We start from the raw sequence: 21898 nt of genomic DNA on the forward strand, positions 1-21898 counted from the left end.
GCATTCCCGGGTCAACCCTAGGTTTCGATAGCGAGCCAGTCGAAGCCCTGCTGCTGGCAGGCAAAAATGCAGTTGGCCACGCGCCCGGCCGGCTCCGCCAGTGCGGCCCGGGCCAGGTCCACGGTATTGTTTTTCTCGCTGATATGGGCCACGACGAGGTGCTGCAGTCTTTCGTAGCCCACCCGCTGCAGGAAACCGGCCGCCTGCTGGTTGCTCAGGTGCCCGTAGGCGCCGCCCACACGTCGTTTCAGGGATGGCGGATAGGGCCCGTGGGCCAGCATGCGCGGATCGTGATTGGCCTCGAGTACCAGTGCATCACAGCCACTGTAGTGCTCTTCCACGTGGGGTGTCACGGTGCCAAGGTCGGTAAGGATACCCAGGCTGCGCCCGCGGCAGCGGAACACAAACTGCGCCGCCTCCCGCGCATCGTGGGGTACGGCCACCGGCGTGACCTGGATATCAGCCACATCAAAGGGCCGGTGACCCTCGATCAGGTGGACGGCCGGCAGCTTGCCAATGTCGCGGGCACGAAGGGTACCCGGGGTAAGGTAGACCGGAAGCCCATACTTGCGGGCGAGTGGAGCGACCCCGGAAAGGTGGTCGCTGTGCTCGTGGGTGACGAGGATGGCCGACAGGTCCGCAGGAGTCATGCCGAGCCGCGCCATGCGCCGCTCGGTCTCCTTGATGGTGAAACCACAGTCCACCAGCAGGCAGTGCTCGCCACTGGCGACGAGGGTGCCATTCCCCCTGCTGCCGCTTCCCAGTGAAGCGAACCGCAGCGCCATCAGATCAGGTTCTGGCGAATGGCCATCAGCATTTCGGCGGCCCGCGCCCGCTTCAGGGGCTTGCCACTGGTGTCGCGCACCCGCACCTCGACCGCGTCGGGCGTGCTGCGAACCACCACGATGTAGCCGGGAATCTCCGCGCCGGTAGCGCCACCCAGGCCGGTCATGCTGCCGAACAGCGCGGGATCCGTGGCCGGGTCCAGGTTGGCGAGCAGCTGTTCCAGGGTCACCCTCGACGCTGCCTCCGCGCGTTTGTCTTCCTTCTCAGAGCCACCCCAGGAGAACCAGCCACCATCTTCCTCCTCGTCGGTCAGCTCGCGGCTCTCATCATACGTAACGTAGAAGAGGCGCCGGCTATCGTCCTCCAGGTGCATACGGTATGCACCGGAGTTCACCGCATGGGCCACAGTGGCCCAGGCCCGGTCCATGGACAGGTCGAGGGAGATGAAGGGATCCCTGTTCGCCGGTTCACGCAGCTGCACTTTGACAGAGCCGCCCCCGATTGCCTGGGCCACCAGTGACGCCGCCGCGCCCGATGATTCGGCTGCCAGGGCGGTGGACATCTCATCGATCATCCAGCCCTCACGTTCCGGGCTCGATGAGCGTGCGGGCCAGGCCACCTCAGTGCGCGGGTCCTCCCGAGGCAGGGAAAGATGGCGCACGTGGATCTCGGTGGTGTCCGGCTGTACGCCGGACTCGACGCGCAACCGGTACTTGTCCTTGGTCTCCGGGCTGTCCCGGAAACTCAGCCAGGTGGTTTCCATAATGCCTGCTGTGGCATCGGAGGTTGCCAGCTGCAGGCCGGAGGTGCGCAGGAAGAAATGCAGCTGCGGCCAGACCTCCTCGGGCGGCTGCGAAACCAGGACCCAGCGACGGTCGCCGAGCTTCTGGATCTTGACTCGATCCAGGCCGACGTTGACCGCCAGCGCCTGCGGCCGGGGCACTTCGAACTCCTCCGGCTCCCCATTACCGCTGCTGCTGATCTGGGGCACCTCGTAAAGCTCTTCCTGTTGCTTGGGCGTCACACCCTCAGGCATTTGCAGCGGCGGCAGGCTGTCCGCCTGCTGGTAGTCGTTGCTGCGGTCGCGAAAGTAGCCGTCATCTCCAAAGATACCGCAGCCGGAAAGGGCCACGCCGGCGATACAGAGTGCAGCCCTGGCAGTCAGTCTTGTCATTATTGGTTCCTATGCTTCAAACCTTTCGGTCCCGGATTCCCGGCCGCCCCGGGCCTGTCGCCGGGGACATTTATTCAAAGTACGCCGGCACTGCGCAGGGCCTCCCGCAGGGCCCCGTGGTGTTGTGCCGAAAGCGGGGTCAGGGGCAGGCGGATGCCGCTGTCGATACGTCCCATTTCACACAGCGCCCACTTGACCGGGATGGGATTGGACTCCAGGAACAGCGCCCTGTGCAGCACCTGGATCCGCTGGTCAATAGCCCGCGCCGTCTCGGAATCGCCCTTCAGGGCTGCCTCGCACATCTGCGCCACCGCCGCTGGCGCAACGTTGGCAGTTACGCTGATGTCGCCATGGCCCCCGGCCAGCATCAGCTCCAGGGCAGTGGCGTCATCGCCAGAATAGACCGCGAAATCCTGCGGGAGTATTTCGAGCAACTCCCGGGCCCGGTCCAGGTCGCCGGTGGCCTCCTTGATCCCCACGATATTACCGATCGAGGACAGGCGGCGGACGGTTTCCGGCAGCATGTCGACCGCGGTCCGGCCGGGCACGTTGTAGAGAATCTGCGGGATCGCCACGGCCCTGGCAATGGCCTTGTAGTGCTGGTACAGCCCCTCCTGGGTGGGCTTGTTGTAGTAAGGGGTCACCAGCAGGCAGGCATCCGCCCCGCACTTGGCGGCATTTTCCGTCAGCTCCACGGCTTCGGTAACCGAGTTGGCCCCCGTCCCCGCAATCACCGGGATACGGCCGGCCACCTGGTCCACCACGCGGCGGATAACCTCCAGGTGCTCGTTCACGCTCAGGGTGGCAGATTCACCGGTAGTCCCCACGGCCACGATCGCGCGGGTCCCCTGCTCGATATGCCACTCCACCAGGTTGTGCAGGCTGTCCCAGTCGAGGCCGCCGTCTGCATACATCGGGGTGGCCAGGGCCACCATACTGCCGGAAAACATCCTAACTCCTTAACTTATGCCCCTTTGGGCGTGGGGAGACCGCCGTGAACAAACCGGTATGTTACTGATGGCGCCCTGAGGATGCCAGAGCCGGGCTTGCCAACCTCAGCGCCGGTCGCGGCGGCGTTTCTTCTTGCGCTTGCGCACACCGTCGTAAATTCCGGCCTCGCCCGGCGGACGCGTCTTGAAGCGCCGGTGCACCCACATGTACTGCTCGGGCAGCTCGCGAATCCGCGATTCCACAAACTGATTGACCAGCATCGCGTCCCGCAGTTCGTCGCCGGAGGGAATTTCGCCGATCGGCGGGTAAACCTTGACCAGGTAACCGCTGCCGTCCTCCAGTCGCCGGACGGTATAGGGCACCACCAGGGCACGCCCAACCCGGGCAAAGCGTGAAGTGCCGGTCACTGTAGCCGCCTGCTGGCCGAACAGGGGGGCAAAGACTCCCTGCTTGATGCCGTAGTCCTGGTCCGGGGCGTACCAGACGGCCCGGCCGCGCTTGAGCGCCCGCAGCATGCCGCGTACATCCTTGCGCTGGAAAACCTCGGAGTCCTCTCCGTGGCGCTCGCGCCCCTTGCGCTGCATATAGTCATAAACCGCATTCTTGTGCGGCCGGTACATACCATCCACCGGGTGGCTCAGGGACATGAACTGGGCGCCGATTTCCAGGGTGGTGAAGTGCATGGCCAGCATAACCACGCCCTGCCCCCGGGCTGCAGGGTCCTGCAGGTGCTCCAGTCCCTCGATCGTAAAGCGCTGGCGCAGCCATGCGCTGCTGCGGAACCAGGCCATGCCGGTTTCCATAAGGGCGATGCCATTGGACTCGAAGTTCCGCCGCAGCAGGGACTCCCGCTCGGCAGCGGACCATTCCGGGAAGCACAGGGCCAGGTTGCGCTCGGCAATAAGCCGGCGGCTTGGCGCCAGATGCAGCATCGCGCGGCCCAGTACGCGGCCGATGGACAGCTGCCAGCGATATGGTAGCTGGGCGACAAGGTACCAGAGCCCGAACAGCAGCCAGGTGAGCCAGTAGCGCGGATGCAGCAGCGCCGCGCGAAAATGCGGTTTTTCCATGAGTCAGTGGGATTTCGTTACCGGCAGAATGGTAGAAAGCGGCGCATTATAGCGGATAAAAGCCACCCAATGCGCCGGAGGCAGGCCGATTTTGGCGATCGCTGCCGGTATCCGCCAGGGAAACTGGCCAGCAGTGACTACTGGCAGACAGGCAAGCCCGGATGAACCCGGGGCGGGACAGTTTTAGTGGCGCAACAGCGTATCCAGCTCGTCAACCACCTCGCACCAGTCCGAGTCATCCTCAATCGCCTGCTCCAGGAAGCGACGCTGGTTTTCTGACCAGAAAGATGCCTTGGCGAGCTTTTCCTCTCCGGACAGGTGGTGACGCCCCAGGAACTCATCGATGGCGGCATCCTCGGACGCGAGTCCCAGCTGGGCAAACAGGTCGTTGAGCGAATGATGGGTGGAAGTATCCATTGTGACTCCGGCTGCAAATTGCTTTCGAAAATCGACTGTGCTGCACCAATCTACTGATTATAGTGGCTGTCCGTAAAGGGCTACCGGACCCGCAGATGCAGATTGGGGCCCGGCGAACCTCCTACGCCTGCAACAACGCGCGCCATCTTTGCCTCCCTGAATAGCCCGGGGACTGCCCCTGACCTCCCGCAGGGATGACTGCGGAGCAACATGCCCAGCCCCCGCCACAAACCCCAGCCAGGCATCGCCCAGGATGTTTGGTGACCCAGGTCACACTAACTGACGCTTCAGGTCCCCGATCCGCGCTTCGATGATTCCCCGCGCATGGACAGACTGATAGTCTCAATACCGCTGTAAAAATAAAAACTATTCCCAATAAAAGCAAAAGCATGAGGATCGCCCCATGGAAAGAAAATTCTTCAAAAAGACACCCCTGGCCCTGGGCCTGTCAGCGCTGCTGGCTGCCTTGCAGGGCTCTCCGGCCCTGGCGCAACAGGGCCAGGACGCCGGCGAGCGGGAACTCGAGCTGGTGGAGGTCACCGGCTCCCACATCAAGCGCGCACAGATGGACGGCCCCTCGCCTGTGGCCAGCCTCAACGCCGAGGATATCGCCGCCACCGGCGTGACCGACCTGATCGGCCTGTTTACCAAGCTGCCTATCTCCGGCCAGGGCACCTTCTCCACCCAGGCCAACAGCAGTGACGATACCGCCAATGGGGGCTCCAGTGTGTCGCTGCGCGGGCTGGGTGCCGACTCCACCCTGATCCTCGTCAACGGCCGCCGGGTTTCCGTGAGCCCGTTTGCCAAGAATATCGACACCTCCTTTGTGGATATCAACAATATTCCCCTCGCCGCCATCGAGCGCGTGGATGTGCTCAAGGACGGCGCCTCGGCCACATATGGCTCCGACGCCATCGCCGGGGTAATCAACATTATCCTGCGCGACGATTTCGACGGCGTGGAACTGTCCGGCAAGGTGGGCGGCACTTCCGCCGGCGGCGGCAGCGAGAGCAACCTGAGCATGGTGTGGGGTAATGTGACGGACAACAGCAGCCACACCGTTATCGTGGATTACTTCAACCGCGAGGAAACCCTCTACGCGGATCGCGATTATGCCCGCTCCGCCAACCAGGCCGCCCTGCGCCCGGATGACCCCTTTGCCACGGACTTCCGCAGCTCCGCCGGCATCCCGGGCACCATCGCCCTGGCATCCGATCCCACTGTGCGCCTGGCGGACACCTTTGGCAACGACGTCTGTGCCCCCGAGGATATCGACGCGGCCAACAACCTCTGTCGCTACGACTATGCCCCGTTCATGAGTATGGTGCCGTCCACCGAGCGGGTCAGCTTCAACTACCTCGGTCGCTACACCGTCACCGACCGTGTGGAGGCGTTTGCCGAAATCAGCGGACAGAACTCCAAGACCACCGTCAAGGGCGCCGGCAGCCCGAGCTTCAACGAGCTGTTCATGTCCGGCGACAACCCGAATCACCCGTTCGCCGATATGCCGACTCATCCTTTCTATGGGCAGGACCTGACCATGCGCCGGCGCACGGTGGACATCGGTAACCGCCGCAAGGAGGTGGACTCGGACTACTTCCGCAGCGTGTTGGGCCTCGAGGGCGAGCTGGGCAGCAGCTGGAACTGGGAGGCGGCCTACAGCTATATCAAGAGCGATGCCGTCGAGCGGGGCGTGGACGGTTTCCCGAACTCGCGCCGGGTGCAGGAAGCGATCGACAGCGGCCTGTGGGATCCGTTTGAACCCTCGTCCAACTCAGCCGAGGCGCTCGCCTATATCGAGACCACCACCACCCGGGTGGGCAAATCCACCACCCGCTCCGTCGATGCGCAGTTCTCGGGGCCCTTACTGTCCATGCCCAGTGGCGACCTGATGCTGGCTATCGGTGCAGAGCACCGCCAGGACAGCATCAGCGACAACCCCGATGACCAGTTCCTGCGCGGCGACATCTTCGGTACCGAGGCCACCCAGGCCAACGGCAGCCGTGACAACACCGCCGTTTTTGCCGAACTGGCGGTGCCGGTGCTGGAAACGCTCGAATTGCAGGTGGCGGCCCGTCACGAGGACTACAGTGATTTCGGCACCACCACCGACCCGAAGGTGTCCTTCCTCTGGTCACCGCTGGACAGCGTCTCCTTCCGCGGCTCCTGGGGTACGGCCTTCCGCGCACCGTCGCTGTCGCAGCTGGGCCTGGGCCGCACCGATGAATCCCCCAACCTGGTGGACAGTATCCGCTGCGAAGCGGTGGGCAATATCAACAAGGCGTGCGAGCCGCAGGAGTACACCGCAGTCTTCGCCGGTAACCCCGACCTGGGCCCCGAGGAATCCGAGAGCTACAACCTCGGTATGATCGTCAACCTGGACGAGCAGCTGCTCCTGACAGTGGACTACTACAGCTACGATATCGAGAACATCATCGATTCCGACACCCAGTATGTGTTCAGCAACCTCGGCAGTGATCCGGAAGTGGTCGTGCGCCTGCCGTCCGCCGATCCCAATGACCCGGGCGAGGTAGTGACCATTTACGATTCGTTCCAGAATATCGGTGACCTGTCCACCAGTGGCATCGACCTGGACCTGCGCTACAACCTGGACACCGACTACGGCAGCTTCGGCTTTTCCTATGTCATGAATTACATGCTGGAATATGAGGAGCTGCGTCCGGCCGCGGACGGCGGAACGCGCATCAACCGCGAGGCTGGTGATTACGAGCTGCCGGAATTGCGCTGGACCACCGCTATGGACTGGAGCCGCGATAATGTTTCCGCGCGCGTGGCGGTGAACTTCATCGACAGCTTCGCGCAGGATGCTGCGGTGGCACAGCCGGGCATGGGCGATATCGATTCCATGACCACGGTCGATACCACGGTGAACTATTTCGGCTTCGAAAGCGTTACAGTCACACTCGGGGTAACCAACCTGTTCGACGAGGAGCCGCCGATGGATTACGCGGACTTCATGGGCTTCACCCCGAGCGTACACAGCGGTCAGGGGCGCTTCGCTTACCTCTCGTCCACCTACAAGTTCTAATCGCGCCAAACCGCCCGGCCGGTGTGTCGGGCACCAATAAAGAAACCGCCGTTGCCAGCTGGCAGCGGCGGTTTTTTTCTGCCCTTGCGATAACCGGCTCAAGGAGCCGGATTGGGATTGTCCGAATGTATTGCCTCAATCGCCTGCAGCAGGTCGTCACCGAGTTCCAGTTCGGCGCTGGCGATGTCACTCTGCAGCTGGTCGACATTGGTCGCGCCGATAATATTCGAGGTGACAAACGGCTGCCGGTTGACGAATGCCAGCGCCATCTGGGCCGGGTCCAGCCCCGCCTCGCGTGCAAGCGCAACATACTTTTCCGTGGCCAGCACGGCACGCTTCCCGGTGTAGCGCTGGAAGCGCTCGAACAGGGTCAGCCTGGCACCAACCGGTTTGCGCCCCCCCAGGTACTTACCGGACAGGGCGCCGAAGGCCAGTGGTGAGTAGGCCAGCAGCCCGCACTTTTCCCGGATGGCCATTTCCGCACACCCCACCTCGAAGCTCCTGTTGAGCAGGTTGTAGGGGTTCTGGATACTGGCGATACGGGGCTTGCCGCGCGCGGCAGAGAGCTTCAGGTACTCCATCATGCCCCAGGGCGTCTCGTTGGAAACGCCAACCTGCCTTACCTTGCCCGCTTTCACCAGCTCTTCCAGGGCGTCGAGGGTCTCGGCGATTGCAACGCCGTCATCGTCGCCGTGCTCGTAGCCCAGTCGCCCGAAGAAATTGGTCTGGCGCTCCGGCCAGTGCACCTGGTACAGGTCGATATAATCGGTGCGCAGCCGTCGCAGGGAATCATCGCAGGCCGCCAGCACCTGCTCGCGGGAGAGGCGCGGCCCACCGCGCACATGCCCCACCCCCGAGTTCGCCGCACCGCGCCCGGTCACCTTGGTGGCCAGCACAAACCGGTCCCGGTTGCCGCGCGCCGCCAGCCAGGTGCCGATGTACTCCTCCGTACGGCCGAAAGTCTCGGGCCGCGGGGGGACCGGGTACATCTCTGCGCAGTCGATGAAGTTCACCCCGTTGGCCAGCGCATAATCCAGCTGCTCATGGGCCTCGGCTTCGGTGTTCTGCTCGCCAAAGGTCATGGTGCCGAGGCAGATCTCGCTGACCCGGATATCGGTGGTGCCGAGCTGGCGGTATTCCATGGGAGTGCTCCTGCAATTTCTCCAAAAGGGAGATTATGCAGGTTCAGGGAAGGTAAATGTAGGAGCGGCCGCTGGCCGCGATCGCACCCCCCAAAATAACCCCGAGCACGATCGCGGCCAGCGGCCGCTCCTACAAAAAGATCAGGGGGGAACGCGGGATTACTTGAAATCCGCTTCCACCACCGGGCTGGTGTCCGCATCGTAATCGACACCCCTGGCGCCGAAACCGAACAGTTTCAGGAAGTCCGCCTGGTAACCCTTGTAGTCGGTGAGGTCGAACAGGTTGTCCTCGGTAACCTGCGGCCACAGCTCCTCGATGCGGGCCTGGGTCTCCGGGCGCAACTCCTTGTCGTCCATGCGGTAGCGGTTTTCGCTGTCCAGCCGCGGATTGTCTGCGTACAGGCCCTCGGTGTAGAGGCGATAGAGCTGCTCGATACAGCCTTCATGGGTGCCCTCTTCCTTCATCACCTGGTACACCAGGGAAATATACAACGGCATCACCGGGATAGCGGAGCTGGACTGGGTCACCAGGGCCTTGAGTACCGCCACGTGGGCATCGGCCTGCCCCTTATTGCTGATCTCTTTCGCCGCGCGATCGAGGTCTTCCTTGGCCTTGCCGATGGTGGCGTGGCCATAGATCGGCCAGGTAAGCTTCTCACCGATGTAAGTGTAAGCCACGGTCTTGCAGTCATCGGCCAGTACACCGGCGTCGCCCAGGGCCTGCATCCACAGTTCCCAGTCCTCGCCGCCCATGACCTTCACAGTTGCGTCTATCTCCTCCTGGTTTGCAGGCTCCAGGGTGATATCGGAAATCTCCAGCTTGTCGGTATTGAGGTTGCGGGCGGTATAGGATTTGCCCACCGGCTTCAGCACGGAGGAATGGAGCTCGCCGGTTTTCGGGTCCTTACGACGCGGGGAAGCGAGGCTGTATACCACCAGGTCCACCTTGCCCATGTCTTCCTTGATCATCTCGATCGCCTGGGCCTTCACCTCGTCCGAGAAGGCATCGCCATTGATGCTCTTCGCGTACAGGCCCGCCTTGTGTGCCTCGTCCTCGAACGCGGCCGAATTGTAGTAACCCGCGGAGGCGGTGCGCTTTTCCGTCGGCGGCTTCTCGAAGAACACACCCAGGGTGCCGGCGCCGCAGCCAAAGGCGGCGGTGATGCGCGAGGCCAGGCCGTAGCCGGTGGAAGCGCCCACAACCAGCACATTCTTCGGGCCATTTTCGATCGCGGGCTGGGACTTGATGTACTCGATCTGCTCGCGCACGTTGGCTGCACAACCCTCGGGGTGGGCATTGGTGCAGATGAATCCGCGTACTTTGGGCTGGATAATCATGCCTGTCTCTCTCCCTTCTGCTCTGGGATACGGGGGTGGCGGGCAAGCGCCCGCACACCGCGATTGTTCTCTTCTCGGTTCTTTGCCTTGTCCGGCCGCGGCCGGCCCGGCGCACGCACAGCGCCCGGCTTTCAGTGACCGGACATTCTAAAGGCGATGGGGTAACAGTCCATAGGGGGAGCGGCAGCCGCAAACCGACAGTGTCCAGAATCTCCCGAGTCGCGGCCAGACTGGCCAAGATGCCTGCCGCCGGTGCAGAGGCCCGGTCCCACTGCCACCGGAGGGGGCGCCCCGGGTGGCCTGGCGACGGCGAAAACGCCCGCTGGCGTCGCCAGGCCTGTAACCTGGTGGTTGGCACACTCTATGCAATATCAGGGGCAGTTGTCGCAACACCTGCGGTAACGGGACATCCAGTCTGGAAGCTCCCCGGATTGTCCGGGGTCACTGGCGCCACAGAGAGGTAACCATGAAATATTACTCCCGTCACTTCGTAAAACCCGGAGATCTCAACCCGGCCCAGCGCCTTTTCGGCGGACAGCTGCTGGCCTGGATCGACGAGGAAGCGGCTATCTTCGCCGGCTGCCAGATGGGCACCCCCATGGTGGTCACCAAGCTGATGTCGGAGATCAATTTCGTCAGCTCCGCCTTCTGCGGCGACGTGGTGGAGTTCGGCTTCGAGGTGGTGGAAATCGGTCGCACTTCGCTGACCATTCACTGCGAGGTGCGCCGGAAGCAGGATCACGCACTGATCCTGCGGGTGGACCGCATTGTGTTCGTGGCCCTGGACGCAGAGGGCAGGCCCACCCCCCACCAGAAGGCCGGCATGACTCTGGAGCAGGCCCGCCAGGCAACCGAGGAGAACCGCGAGCGACGCCTCGCGGGCTGACACCTTGCCTCCGGGCAAGCCGGCATCGCCCCGGGGACGGAATACCCTCTATCGCTGGGCCACCCCCGCCACCTCCCCGCCCGGGCGGGGGCTATCCCGGTACAGGGTCCCGAACAGCCAGTCGCCGATGGGGTAAGTGATATTGAAGTTGTAGCGGTTCATCAAGCGCGGATCGTGGTGGCAGGTATGCAGCCGCCGCAGTGCGGCCATGCCCGGCAGCCGCCCGAGCGGACCGTCCTCCCGCGTATGGTAGGCAAAGTGCAGCAGTTCGTAATTCAGGAAATAGGCGAATACCGTGGCGGCGTACAACCAGGCCACATTGGACCCGAACAGCCAGGCTACGAGCAGCCCCGACGGCAGTACCGTCACCAGCAGGAAGAAGGTCACCAGCACCGGCGGAAACAGCACGGCGTGGAAGTCGCGACTGCCATCGAAGGCCATCGCATCCTGGTGAAAGAAACGGTGATGGCGCAGGGTATGTCGCCGGTAGACTCCTGACAGCAGCCGCCTGCGCCATCCCGTCGGCGGGTGGTGCATGGGTCCCCGGTGTCCCCAGTACTCCATCAGGTTGATATAGACAAACGCCACTGGAACCACGAGCCACTCGTACCAGAGAACCTCCTGCAGCTGGAGCAGGCTGAGGGCACAGACGGCAATGGTCGCGCAGGTGGTGAAGGCAAGGTGGAGCCAGCCGCTGTAGTACCTGCCGATATGGCGCTGGCGATAGCGGTGGCGGAAGGATGCCACGCGTGGCGGGCATGGGCCGGACTGCGAGTGGTTCATGGTGACCCCCTTTGGCGGTCTGGCCGGCCCGGGCAGCCCGCGGCCGGCGGCTCAGCGCATAAACCTCAGCGCGTGGTGGCGACTTATATGGTGGCGGCTTAACGGAGCAACAGCACTGGCTGCCGGGTTTTCAACAGCATCTTGGCGGTAATGCTGCCCATCAGCAGGTCACGCAACCGGTTGTGGCTGAAAGCGCCCATCACCGTCAGGTCGATATCGTTTTCCTGCTGGTAGGCGATCAGGGCCTCGACGGTATTGCCCTTTAGATTGCTGGCGGTCACCGCAAGCCCGGCCGCGTCGAGTTCAGCACTGGCCCCGGCCAGCAGTGTCTCGGCCCGCTCAGGGTCGCCGACGAATACCAGGTGGCAGGAGATATCCCGGAAGGCCGGGCTGTCCGCCACCATACGCAGGGCCTTGCCGGCGGCCTCACTGCCGTCGTAAGCCAGCATGATGCGGCGCGGCTCGGAAAACTCGCGGTTCACCACCAGGATCGGCTTGTGCAGCGAGCGCACTACATTTTCCAGCTGGGAGCCGAGTCCCTGCTCGGAATCGCCATGCTCCTCGCCGCGGATCCCCAGCACCAGTACACGGATGCTGTCTTCCAGCTCAATCAGCGACTCGGCCAGGTTGTCATGGCGCTGGCAGGTCTCTACCTGTTCCACGCCGGTCATGGTGGCGCGCTCGCGCGCCGCCTGCAGCATCAGCTTGCCTTGCTGCACCATCAGGCGCGAGCGCTGCTGCTCCAGCGCGGTGAGTTCTTCCAGCAATTCCTCCTGGCTACCCAGGCCGATACTGCCGGTCAGGTCCGCTACCGCCGGCACGTTGCCACGCTCGATATTGTGCAGCAGTTTCAGCGGTGCACCGGTGCGCAGTGCGATCCATGCCGCGTAATCACATACCGCACTGGTGTGGCGGGAGCCGTCGATGCAGGAGAGCACCACCGGCTCGCGTTTCTTGCCGTTGACCAGCCCGTTACCCGGGTTGTGGTTATTGTTATGCAGACTCTCGGTCATCAGTGTCCTCCCAGGACCCTCTCGATTTCTTCCGGCTTGTCGTGAACACCGAAGCGGTCGACGATCGTCTCGCTGGCTTCATTCAATCCTACCAGCTCCACCTGGGCACCTTCACGGCGGAATTTCACCACTGTCTTGTCCAGCGCGTGGACAGCTGACACATCCCAGAAATGCGCCCGGCTCAGGTCGATCACCACCTTGTCCACCACTTCCTTGAAATCAAAGGCGGCGACAAACTTGTCGGCGGAATTGAAGAACACCTGCCCCACCACGCGGTAGGTGCGGGTGGAGGCGGGCTCATCCAGCTCCGAAGCCACATACATGAAGTGACCGACTTTGTTGGCGAAGAACAGGGACGCCAGCAGTACGCCGACAAATACACCATAGGCCAGGTTGTGCGTCCACACTACCACAACCACCGTCGCCAGCATGACCAGGTTGGTGGACAGCGGGTGTTCCCTGAGATTGCGGATCGAATCCCAGTTGAAGGTGCCGATGGACACCATGATCATCACTGCTACCAGCGCGGCCATCGGAATGACAGCCACCAGGTCGCTGAGGAACACCACCAGGGTCAACAGCCCGACACCGGCCACCAGCGTGGAGAGGCGGCCACGCCCCCCGGATTTCACGTTGATCACTGACTGGCCGATCATTGCGCAACCCGCCATGCCACCCAGGCTACCGGCGGCAATATTGGCGATGCCCTGGCCCTTGCACTCCCGGTTCTTGTCGCTGGGCGTGTCGGTCAGGTCGTCCACGATGGTGGCGGTCATCAGTGACTCCAGCAGGCCCACCACCGCCAGTGCGGCGGAATAGGGGAAGATGATCTGCAGGGTCTCGAAATTCAGGGGCACCTCAGGCCACAGGAACACCGGCAGGGTGTCCGGCAGGTCGCCCATGTCACCCACCGTGCGGATATCCATGCCCAGGTATACGGCCACCCCAGTCAGGGCCAGGATGCACACCAGTGGGGAGGGCACCGTTTTCCCGACGACTGGAACGTAAGGGAACAGGTAAATGATGCCCAGGCCAGCGGCGGTCATCGCGTACACCTGCCAGTTGGCGCCGGTCAGCTCCGGCACCTGGGCCATGAAGATCAGGATCGCCAGTGCGTTGACGAAACCGGTCACCACCGCCCGCGACACGAAGCTCATCAGGCTGCCCAGCTTCAGGTAGCCGGCAATGATCTGCAGCACCCCGGTCAGTAGGGTGGCCGCCAGCAGGTACTGTAGCCCGTGCTCCTTCACCAGGGTCACCATCAACAGCGCCATGGCGCCGGTGGCGGCGGAGATCATGCCCGGGCGCCCGCCCACGACCGCGGTCACCACCGCAATACAGAAGGAGGCATAGAGACCCACGCGCGGGTCGACCCCGGCGATGATGGAGAAGGCAATTGCCTCGGGGATCAGTGCCAGCGCCACCACCAGGCCGGCCAGGACATCGCGACGGATATTGCCGAACCAGTCGGCTTTTGTGGAAGAGAGGAGCATAGGAGGGATTTACCGAAGTAAAGAATCTGGTCAAAAAAAGGCCGCGAACTCTATCACGGCGGACGCCGGCAATAAAGGCAGGAACTGTCCGGCCCCTGTCCGCCCGGACAGCGGACACCCCCAGCGGACACCCTGGCTCTGCATCAGGCCCACTAACCACCCATAAAAACCCTTTAATTTCATGGGCTTATGTCAAATTCAAGAAGTTGGCACAGCGCTTGCGATAGAGCGGACAACACCGCAAAGGCAAGCCCGAAAACCGTACCCGCAGCAAGAGCGCGGGAGTGCATCCACACCGGGTGGTCAGGGCGTCACAGAGAGGATAGACGCTGCGGGTGCAACAAGAGCCATAGCGAAAACCACAGCGATCAGTAACGGAAAGCAGCAATGATCAGAGACACATCGGGACAGGACATACAGCTGGAGCGCAGGCCCGCCTGGAAAAGTCCACGGCTGCTGCGCCTCGCGGGCGCCGGCGCCGCGGCAGCGGCATTTCTTTTCTGGGGAATCAGCTCCTGGTGGAGCACCAGCTCGGTGGACGGCACCCTGTCCCTGTCCCGGATCAACGTCGCACAGGTACAGCGCGGCGACCTGGTGCGCGACCTGGTGGTACAGGGCCAGGTGGTGGCCGCCAACAGCCCCACCCTGTTCAGCCCTGCCCAGGGCATCGTGAAGTTCGCGGTCAAGGCTGGCGATATCGTCGAGGAGGGCCAGCTGCTGGCCGAGGTGGACAGCCCCGAGCTGTCCAACCAGCTGGCCCAGGAGCGGGCGCTGCTGAATAAGCTGACCGTGGAACTGGAGCGCCAGAAGATCCAGGCCAAGCGCCAGCGACTGGAAAACCAGCAAAAAGCCGACCTGGCCAAGGTCAACCTGGCCGCGGCGCGGCGCGAGCTGAGGCGCGCCGAGCTGTCCATGGAAAAGCAGATCATCTCGCAGCTGGACTTCGAGAAGGCCAGCGACGACCTGGCGCGCGCCGAGCTGGAGTATCGCCAGGCGGTGCAGAACTCCGAGCTGGAAAAAGAGGCCCTGGCCTTCGAGACCCAGACCCTGCAGCTGCAGGTCTCGCAGCAGACGTTGCAGGTGGAGGAGCTGGAACGCAAGGTACGCGACCTCAGGATCGTATCCCCGGTCAATGGCACCGTCGGCAGCCTGGCGGTTGCCCAGCGCAGTGCCATCCCGCCGAATGCGCCGCTGATGACGGTCGTCGACCTCACCAGCTTTGAGCTGGAGGCCGCGGTACCGGAAAACTACGCCGACGACCTGGGCCTCGCCATGGAGGTGGAGATCAACCTCGGCGGCAGGAAGCTGCCCGGCGAGATCACCGCCATTTCACCGGAGGTTATCAACAACCAGGTAATCGCCCGCGTGCGCTTTACCGACAGCCAGCCGGAAAACCTGCGCCAGAACCTGCGCCTGACGGCGCGCATCCTGCTGGAGAATCGCGATGACGTAATGCTGGTCAAGCGCGGCGCCTTCCTCGACCAGACCGGCGGCCGTTACGCCTGGAAACTGAATGGCGAGCAGCAGGCAGAGCGGGTGCCGATCCAGATCGGTGCGCTCGGTCTCAACCAGGTAGAGATCGTCTCGGGCCTGAGCGAGGGTGACCAGATCATCATCTCTGCCGCCGAGGAACTCGATAACGCGCAGGTCATCGCGCTCAAACAATAAATCGCATTGCAACAAATCACACAAAAGGGAACCAGAACCATGCTGAAGATGCACAACATCCGCAAAAGCTACCGCACGGACACGATCGAAACCCACGCCCTGCGCGACTTCAACCTGGAAGTGAAGGAGGGAGAGTTCGTCTCGGTAACCGGCCCCAGTGGTTCGGGCAAGACCACTTTCCTCAATATCGCCGGCATGCTGGAGACCGCCTCTGGTGGCCAGTACCTTCTCGATGGCGAGGACGTCAGCGGGCTCAACGACCGCGACCGCTCGCGCCTGCGCAATGAGAAAATCGGCTTTATCTTCCAGGGGTTCAACCTGATTCCCGACCTTAACCTGTTCGACAATATCGACGTGCCGCTGCGCTACCGGGGTTTCAACGCCAAGGAGCGCCGCCGCCGGATCGAGAAGGTGCTGGAGCAGGTGGGCCTTTCTGCCCGCGCCAAACACCTGCCGGCGCAGCTCTCCGGCGGCCAGCAGCAGCGCGTAGCCATCGCCCGCGCCCTGGCCGGCGAACCCCGCTTCCTGCTCGCGGATGAGCCAACAGGGAACCTGGACTCATTGATGGCACGCCAGGTGATGGAGCTGCTGGAATTCATCAACGAGTGGGGCACCACCATCGTGATGGTAACCCACGATCCGGACCTGGCTCGCCGCGCGCACCGCAATATCCAGATCGTCGATGGCCAGGTATCCGACCTGCAGCACGCCGTCGCCGCAGCGGAAGCCGCTACGGCTTAAGGAGAGCAGCTATGTTTGGATACTACGTTTCACTCGCGATCCGGAGCCTGCGCGGCACACCGGTCCTCAGCGCCCTTATGGTGGCCGCCATCGCCGTGGGCGTGGGTGCGTCGATGACGGTACTCACGCTCAATTACATGATGTCGCAGAACCCGCTGGCCCATAAAGACAATGTCCTCTACGCCGTCCAGCTGGACAGCTGGGATCCCAACGAGGCGTACCAGCGCAGCAATAACGAGATTCCCTACCAGTTGACCTATCGCGATGCCATGGCGCTGCTGCGTTCGGACATCCCCACCCGCCAGGCTGCGATGCATCGCTACGGGTTCACAGTCAGCTCGGACGATTTCGAGCTGCGCCCCTTCAGCGCGGAAGCGCGTATCACCACGCGGCAATTTTTCGCGCTGTTCGACGTGCCCTTTGTCTACGGCGGCACCTGGGACGCTGACGCGGACAGGTCGCCGGTACAACAGGTGGTCCTGTCGAAAGCCACCAACGAGAAGCTGTTCGGAGGCGAGAACAGCGTCGGCCGGTCAATCGACCTCAACGGCGAGCCCTTTACCGTGGTGGGAGTCCTCGATCACTGGAATCCGTCACCGAAGATCTACGACCTCAACAACGGCCCCTTCAACGAAGCGGAGGAGATCTACATACCCTTTGGCCTCCATCGCAAATTCGAAATTTACAGCTGGGGCAACACCAACGGCTGGGCCAGTGGCGACAGCGGCGAGGGCTACGAGGGTCACCTGCAGAGCGAGAGCGTGTGGATCCAGTACTGGGTGGAACTGCAGGACGAAGAGCAACTGGAGAATTACAGGGACTTCCTGACCGGCTATATCCGTGAGCAGAAGCAGCAGGGCCGCTTCCAGCGCCCGCTGAAGTTCGCCCTCACCAACCCCTCGGAATGGCTAGTGCTGAATGAAGTACTCAGTGACGACAACCGCGTACTGGGCTGGCTGTCACTGTCATTCCTGCTGGTATGTGTGGTCAACGCGGTGGCGCTGATGCTGGCCAAGTTCCTGCGCAAGGCGCCGGAAGCCGGTGTACGCCGTGCGCTGGGGGCGAGCCGCCATGCAGTGTTCGTGCAGCATCTGATCGAGAGCGGCTGTATCGGCGTGTTCGGCGGCCTGTGCGGCATCCTGCTGGCGCTGGTCGGCCTCGGCACCATCCGCCAGCTCTCTTTCGGCTACATCGACCAGGTTGCCACCATGGACTGGCTGATGATGCTGGCCGCCGTGGGCATGGCGATTCTCGCCAGCCTGCTGGCCGGTATCTACCCTGCATGGCGGGTCAGCCGCACCAACCCTTCCCTTTACCTGAAAACCCAGTGAGGACAGCACCATGTTGGAACTGAAACCCATGTTGTCCGCCCTTTGGCGCAACAAGATCTCGGCGATGCTGATTGCGCTGCAACTGGCCCTTACCCTGGCGATTGTCAGTAATGCCAGCGTTATCGTGCAGGACCGCATCGAGAAGATGGCTCGCCCTACGGGCATGCCCGTTGAGGACCTGATCGCGGTCACCTTCCAGCCAATCGCGCAGGATTACGACATGCATGGAGCGGTGGTCGCAGACCTCGACCTGCTGCGCTCCATTCCCGGTGTGGTGGATGCCACCCACACCAACCAGATCCCGGTGTCGGGCTCCGGATCGGCCAGTGTGTTCCACAGCCAGCCCAACCAGGAAATTGGCGGCGAGGTGTCCAACTATTACGAGACCGGCCCCCACTTTATGCAGACGCTGGGTATGAACCTGGTCGCCGGTCGCAACTTCACCCCGGCTGACATGCGGGTAGTCCAGCCCAACGAGGATGCCCGCACCCAGGTGGCCATCATCACCCGGCAGATGGCGGATGCGCTCTACCCCGACGGCGATGCCCTGGGCAAGTCTTTCTACAACTCCAATGGCACCGACCCGGTCGAGATTATCGGCATAGTCGAGCGTCACCTGGGCGCCTGGGTGAGCTGGTCCAAGGCGGGGAACGTGATCTTCTTCCCGCGCCTGCAGGAAAACAACTTCAAGCGCTACATGGTCCGTGCCGAGCCCGGCCGGCGCGACGAAGTACTGAAAGCGGTGGAAAAGCAACTTGCCGAGCGCGACCCACAGCGAGTGATGCATATCGAGACGCTGTCCGAGCGGCTCGAGCGCAGTTACATGAGCGACAATGTCATGGTCAAGGTGCTGTCGGCAGTCGTGACCCTGCTTACCTTTATCGTCGCGCTGGGGATCGTGGGCCTGACAGTGTTCTGGATCAACCAGCGCCGCAAGCAGATCGGGGTGCGCCGTGCGCTGGGTGCCACCCGCGCCAACATCAGCCGCTATTTCCTGGTGGAAAATAGCCTGATTGCCGTGACCGGACTGGCGCTGGGCATGGCCGGGGCGCAGATCGCCAATCACTTCATGGTGTCCTCCTACTCGCAGCCCGCGCTGTCGTTGCCCGTGCTGTTGGTCTGTGCGTTAATACTGGTGAGCGTCAGCCTGGTGGCCGCCCTGGTCCCCGCCCTGCGCGCTGCCAATATCTCGCCGGCCACGGCCACCCGCAGTGTGTAGTTGAGACCCTCCAGGCTAACTGGACAACGGGCGCTCGCGCCCGTTTTTTTATGTTTGACCAAGCGATACCGGTAATGGACAAGATCCTCATTATTGACGACAACCCCGGCGTGGTCTCCGCGCTGGAGCTGCTGCTGTCGCTGCACGGCATGGAGACAGTCAGCGCGGTCACGCCGACCGCCGGCATCCAGCTCCTGCAGCAGCACCGGGATATCCGCCTGGTAATCCAGGATATGAACTTCACTGCGGACACCACCTCCGGTGAGGAGGGGCGGGAACTGTTTTTCGCGCTGCGGGAGATAGAGCCGGACCTGCCGGTAATCCTGCTCACCGCCTGGACCCAGCTGGAGATGGCAGTGGAGCTGGTCAAGGCGGGGGCAGCCGACTACCTGGGTAAGCCCTGGGATGACAACAAGCTGATTGCAACAGTCAACAACCTGCTGGAACTGCGCGAGCTGCAGGAGCAACAGCGCCAGGCGCAGAGCCACGCCCGGCGCGAGCGCCAGGAGCTAGAAGAACAGTTCGACCTGCAGGGCATCGTCTATCGCAGTAACGCCATGCAGAAGCTGCTGGAGATGGCCACCCAGGTGGCCCGCTCGGACGTGCCGGTCCTGATCACCGGCCCCAACGGCGCCGGCAAGGAGAAAATCGCCGATATCGTGCAGGCAAACTCTCCCTTGCGGGACGGCCCCTTCCTAAAGGTGAATGTCGGCGCCCTGCCGGAGGACCTGATGGAAGCCGAACTGTTCGGTGCCGAGGCCGGCGCCTACACCGGTGCCGGCAACCGGGCGCGCGTGGGGCGCTTCGAGGCTGCCGACGGCGGCACCCTGTTCCTCGACGAGATCGGCGAGCTTTCCGCCAGCGGCCAGGTGAAGCTCCTCAGAGTGCTGCAGACCGGGGAGTTCCAGCGGCTCGGCAGCAGCCAGACGCGCCGGGTAAAGGTCCGGGTAATCAGTGCCACCAACGCCGACCTGGCGCGCCAGATCGGCGCTGGGGAATTTCGCCAGGACCTGTTTTACCGCCTCAATGTCATCGAGCTGAAGCTCCCGCCCCTGTGCGAGCGCCCCCAGGACATACTGCCGCTGGCTCGTCGGTTCCTCGGCGAGACGGGGCAGAAAAGCCTCTCGCCGCAGGCGGAAACGGCGCTGCGGCAATACGACTGGCCGGGCAACGTGCGCGAGCTGCAAAACACCATGCAGCGCGCCGCCGTGCTGAGCAAGGGGGACACCATCGATCCGGATACTCTCTCGCTACCCGAACCGAGCAGCAGCACCAGCGTGGACCTGAGCTTCGAGCCCGACCGCGAACTGCTGGAGCGCACCCTGGCTGGCTGTAACGGGGTCATCGCGCAGGCCGCGCGTGAGCTCGGCCTCAGCCGGCAGGCGCTCTACCGGCGCCTGGACAAGTACGGGATTTCCTACTGATGCGGTTGCAGCTTAGTCTCGAAGCCCGCCTGTTCGCTGTCGGTACGATCGCGGTACTGGTCGGCGCAACCCTGCCGCAGTTACTGCAGGGGCTCGGCGCCGGTCTACGGCTTGGCTGGAGTGCAGGGCTGGCCGCGGCCCTGGTCGTACTGGTCCTTCTCCTGCGGCTGGTGATCCGGCCGCTGAACCAGACCCTGCAGGCGCTCGAGGGTGGCCTGCTGAATTTCCGCGACGGCGACTTTTCTGTATCCCTGGCCATCAAGCGCAACGATGAACTGGGCCGCCTGGCGCTGCTGTATAACGACGCGGGCGAGATACTGCGACGTGAACGCGCCCATATCTACCAGCGCGAGCTGCTGCTGGACACCATGATCCAGAGTTCACCCCACACCCTGCTACTGGTGGACCAGGGGGGGCATATCATCTATGCCAATGCCAGCGCCCGCCACCTGCTGCACAGGGGCAAACCCATCACCGGCATGCTGCTGGCGGACCTGCTGGAAACCTGCCCGCCCGAACTGGGACGGGCAATCCGCAGTGGCGAGGACGGCCTGTACAATTACAGCGACGAGCACGGCGGCCACTCCCAGCACGTCAGCAACAGCGTCTTTGTGCTGAACGCCCAGCGGCACCGGCTGGTCCTTATCCGCGAGATGACCCGGGAACTCACCCGCGCAGAGGTGCAGGTCTGGAAGAAGGTCATTCGCCTTATCAGCCATGAACTCAACAATTCCCTCGCCCCCATTTCCTCCATGGCGCACAGCGGTAAGCTGCTTGCACGACAGCCCGACAAGCAGGAGATGCTGGAGCGGGTCTTCGACACCATCGCCGAACGCTGCCAGCACCTGACCGAATTTACCCAGGGATACGCGCGCTTCGCCAAGCTGCCGGCGCCGAGCCGCGAGGAAGTCGACTGGAAAAAACTGATCGAGCGGATCGAGCCTCTCCACCACTTTACCCTCTACAACAAATTACCCAGCCGCCCGGGCTTTTTTGACCCGGTGCAAATTGAGCAGGCCCTGCTGAACCTCTTCAAGAATGCCGCCGAGGCCGGCAGCAGCCCGGAGGACACGGAGCTGGAGATAAGAGCCGACCGCAATGGGCAGACCATACTCGTGCGCGACCGCGGCGCCGGGATGGGGGAGAAGGTCCTGCAACAGGCGCTGTTGCCCTTCTACTCCACCAAGCCGGATGGGATGGGGCTGGGGCTCGCCCTGTGCCGGGAAATAGTCGAGGCGCACGAGGGCAATATACAGCTGCACAACCGTGCGGGTGGCGGCTTGCAAGTGAGCCTGTTCCTCCCCTGGCCCCAGTCTCCCCAACCCTGAGAGTTCTCTCTGGTGGCGGCCCCAGCCAGGGCTTTTTCTTTCGCGATCTGCTGCCCCGCAGCCAGTGGAGGTAACAGCGACGGCA

The 21898-nt window shown here is 63.1% G+C and carries 18 protein-coding genes; 8 read left to right on the plus strand and 10 right to left on the minus strand.

Going from position 1 to position 21898, the window contains the following annotated elements; genetic code table 11:
* Positions 1 to 17 precede the first annotated feature (17 nt).
* The 5 genes from BLT26_RS03180 to BLT26_RS03200 all read right to left on the minus strand — a co-directional run bounded on the left by BLT26_RS03180 (position 18) and on the right by BLT26_RS03200 (position 4398).
* Entirely contained in the window at positions 18 to 785 is a 768-nt protein-coding gene (locus BLT26_RS03180) for an MBL fold metallo-hydrolase (RefSeq protein ID WP_091508132.1), read from the minus strand.
* Positions 785 to 1960 (minus strand): outer membrane protein assembly factor BamC, encoded by a 1176-nt coding sequence (bamC, locus tag BLT26_RS03185; RefSeq protein WP_091508135.1) that lies wholly within the window; start codon positions 1958 to 1960, stop codon positions 785 to 787. The genes BLT26_RS03180 and bamC overlap by 1 nt, the downstream gene beginning before the upstream one ends.
* A gap of 74 nt (positions 1961 to 2034) precedes the next feature.
* Positions 2035 to 2910 (minus strand): 4-hydroxy-tetrahydrodipicolinate synthase, encoded by an 876-nt coding sequence (gene dapA / locus BLT26_RS03190; protein ID WP_091508138.1) that lies wholly within the window; start codon positions 2908 to 2910, stop codon positions 2035 to 2037.
* Between the two features lie 105 nt (positions 2911 to 3015).
* Positions 3016 to 3981: an LpxL/LpxP family Kdo(2)-lipid IV(A) lauroyl/palmitoleoyl acyltransferase gene (gene lpxL / locus BLT26_RS03195; RefSeq protein ID WP_091508141.1), complete on the minus strand. Its 966-nt coding sequence runs from the start codon at positions 3979 to 3981 to the stop codon at positions 3016 to 3018.
* Between the two features lie 183 nt (positions 3982 to 4164).
* Complete coding sequence (locus BLT26_RS03200) at positions 4165 to 4398, minus strand: DUF2789 domain-containing protein (RefSeq protein ID WP_091508145.1); 234 nt, start codon at positions 4396 to 4398, stop codon at positions 4165 to 4167.
* Positions 4399 to 4801: 403 nt separating this feature from the next.
* On the opposite strand from BLT26_RS03200, the gene BLT26_RS03205 reads away from it, so the two are divergent.
* Positions 4802 to 7447 (plus strand): TonB-dependent receptor plug domain-containing protein, encoded by a 2646-nt coding sequence (locus tag BLT26_RS03205; protein WP_091508147.1) that lies wholly within the window; start codon positions 4802 to 4804, stop codon positions 7445 to 7447.
* A 98-nt stretch (positions 7448 to 7545) separates the two neighbouring features.
* Here BLT26_RS03205 and BLT26_RS03210 read toward each other — a convergent pair whose 3' ends face one another.
* Both BLT26_RS03210 and fabV read right to left on the minus strand, forming a co-directional pair.
* Positions 7546 to 8589, minus strand: a complete 1044-nt coding sequence (locus BLT26_RS03210; RefSeq protein ID WP_091508150.1) for an NADP(H)-dependent aldo-keto reductase — start codon at positions 8587 to 8589, stop codon at positions 7546 to 7548.
* Between the two features lie 159 nt (positions 8590 to 8748).
* Positions 8749 to 9927, minus strand: coding sequence for an enoyl-ACP reductase FabV (gene fabV, locus BLT26_RS03215; RefSeq protein WP_091508153.1), 1179 nt, complete (start codon positions 9925 to 9927; stop codon positions 8749 to 8751).
* A 466-nt stretch (positions 9928 to 10393) separates the two neighbouring features.
* Here fabV and BLT26_RS03220 point away from each other — a divergent pair, with 466 nt between their 5' ends.
* The gene (locus BLT26_RS03220) at positions 10394 to 10813 is read left to right on the plus strand and encodes an acyl-CoA thioesterase (protein ID WP_091508156.1); all 420 of its coding nucleotides are present in this window, start codon (positions 10394 to 10396) and stop codon (positions 10811 to 10813) included.
* A gap of 48 nt (positions 10814 to 10861) precedes the next feature.
* Here the strand turns inward: BLT26_RS03220 and BLT26_RS03225 are convergent, their stop codons facing one another.
* From BLT26_RS03225 to BLT26_RS03235, 3 genes are all read right to left on the minus strand, one after another.
* Positions 10862 to 11596, minus strand: coding sequence for a sterol desaturase family protein (locus BLT26_RS03225; RefSeq protein WP_091508159.1), 735 nt, complete (start codon positions 11594 to 11596; stop codon positions 10862 to 10864).
* 98 nt (positions 11597 to 11694) lie between these two features.
* Entirely contained in the window at positions 11695 to 12609 is a 915-nt protein-coding gene (locus BLT26_RS03230; RefSeq protein WP_091508164.1) for a universal stress protein, read from the minus strand.
* Positions 12609 to 14102, minus strand: a complete 1494-nt coding sequence (locus tag BLT26_RS03235; RefSeq protein WP_091508168.1) for a SulP family inorganic anion transporter — start codon at positions 14100 to 14102, stop codon at positions 12609 to 12611. The genes BLT26_RS03230 and BLT26_RS03235 overlap by 1 nt, the downstream gene beginning before the upstream one ends.
* Positions 14103 to 14489: 387 nt before the next feature.
* Between BLT26_RS03235 and BLT26_RS03240 the strand changes: the two genes are divergently transcribed.
* From BLT26_RS03240 to BLT26_RS03265, 6 genes are all read left to right on the plus strand, one after another.
* Positions 14490 to 15770, plus strand: coding sequence for an efflux RND transporter periplasmic adaptor subunit (locus BLT26_RS03240; protein ID WP_091508171.1), 1281 nt, complete (start codon positions 14490 to 14492; stop codon positions 15768 to 15770).
* Between the two features lie 39 nt (positions 15771 to 15809).
* A complete protein-coding gene (locus tag BLT26_RS03245; protein WP_091508176.1) occupies positions 15810 to 16511 on the plus strand; it encodes an ABC transporter ATP-binding protein in 702 nt (233 codons plus the stop codon).
* Positions 16512 to 16522: 11 nt separating this feature from the next.
* A complete protein-coding gene (locus BLT26_RS03250; RefSeq protein WP_091508178.1) occupies positions 16523 to 17842 on the plus strand; it encodes an ABC transporter permease in 1320 nt (439 codons plus the stop codon).
* Positions 17843 to 17852: 10 nt separating this feature from the next.
* Positions 17853 to 19061 carry an ABC transporter permease gene (locus tag BLT26_RS03255; protein ID WP_091508181.1) on the plus strand — a complete coding sequence of 403 codons (1209 nt, stop codon included), beginning with the start codon at positions 17853 to 17855 and terminating at the stop codon, positions 19059 to 19061.
* Between the two features lie 74 nt (positions 19062 to 19135).
* Positions 19136 to 20485, plus strand: a complete 1350-nt coding sequence (locus tag BLT26_RS03260) for a sigma-54-dependent transcriptional regulator (RefSeq protein ID WP_091508184.1) — start codon at positions 19136 to 19138, stop codon at positions 20483 to 20485.
* Entirely contained in the window at positions 20485 to 21813 is a 1329-nt protein-coding gene (locus BLT26_RS03265; protein WP_091508186.1) for a sensor histidine kinase, read from the plus strand. Before BLT26_RS03260 ends, BLT26_RS03265 begins: the two co-directional genes overlap by 1 nt.
* Positions 21814 to 21898 lie beyond the last annotated feature (85 nt).

Source organism: Microbulbifer yueqingensis, from assembly GCF_900100355.1.
Classification (GTDB): Bacteria; Pseudomonadota; Gammaproteobacteria; order Pseudomonadales; family Cellvibrionaceae; genus Microbulbifer; species Microbulbifer yueqingensis.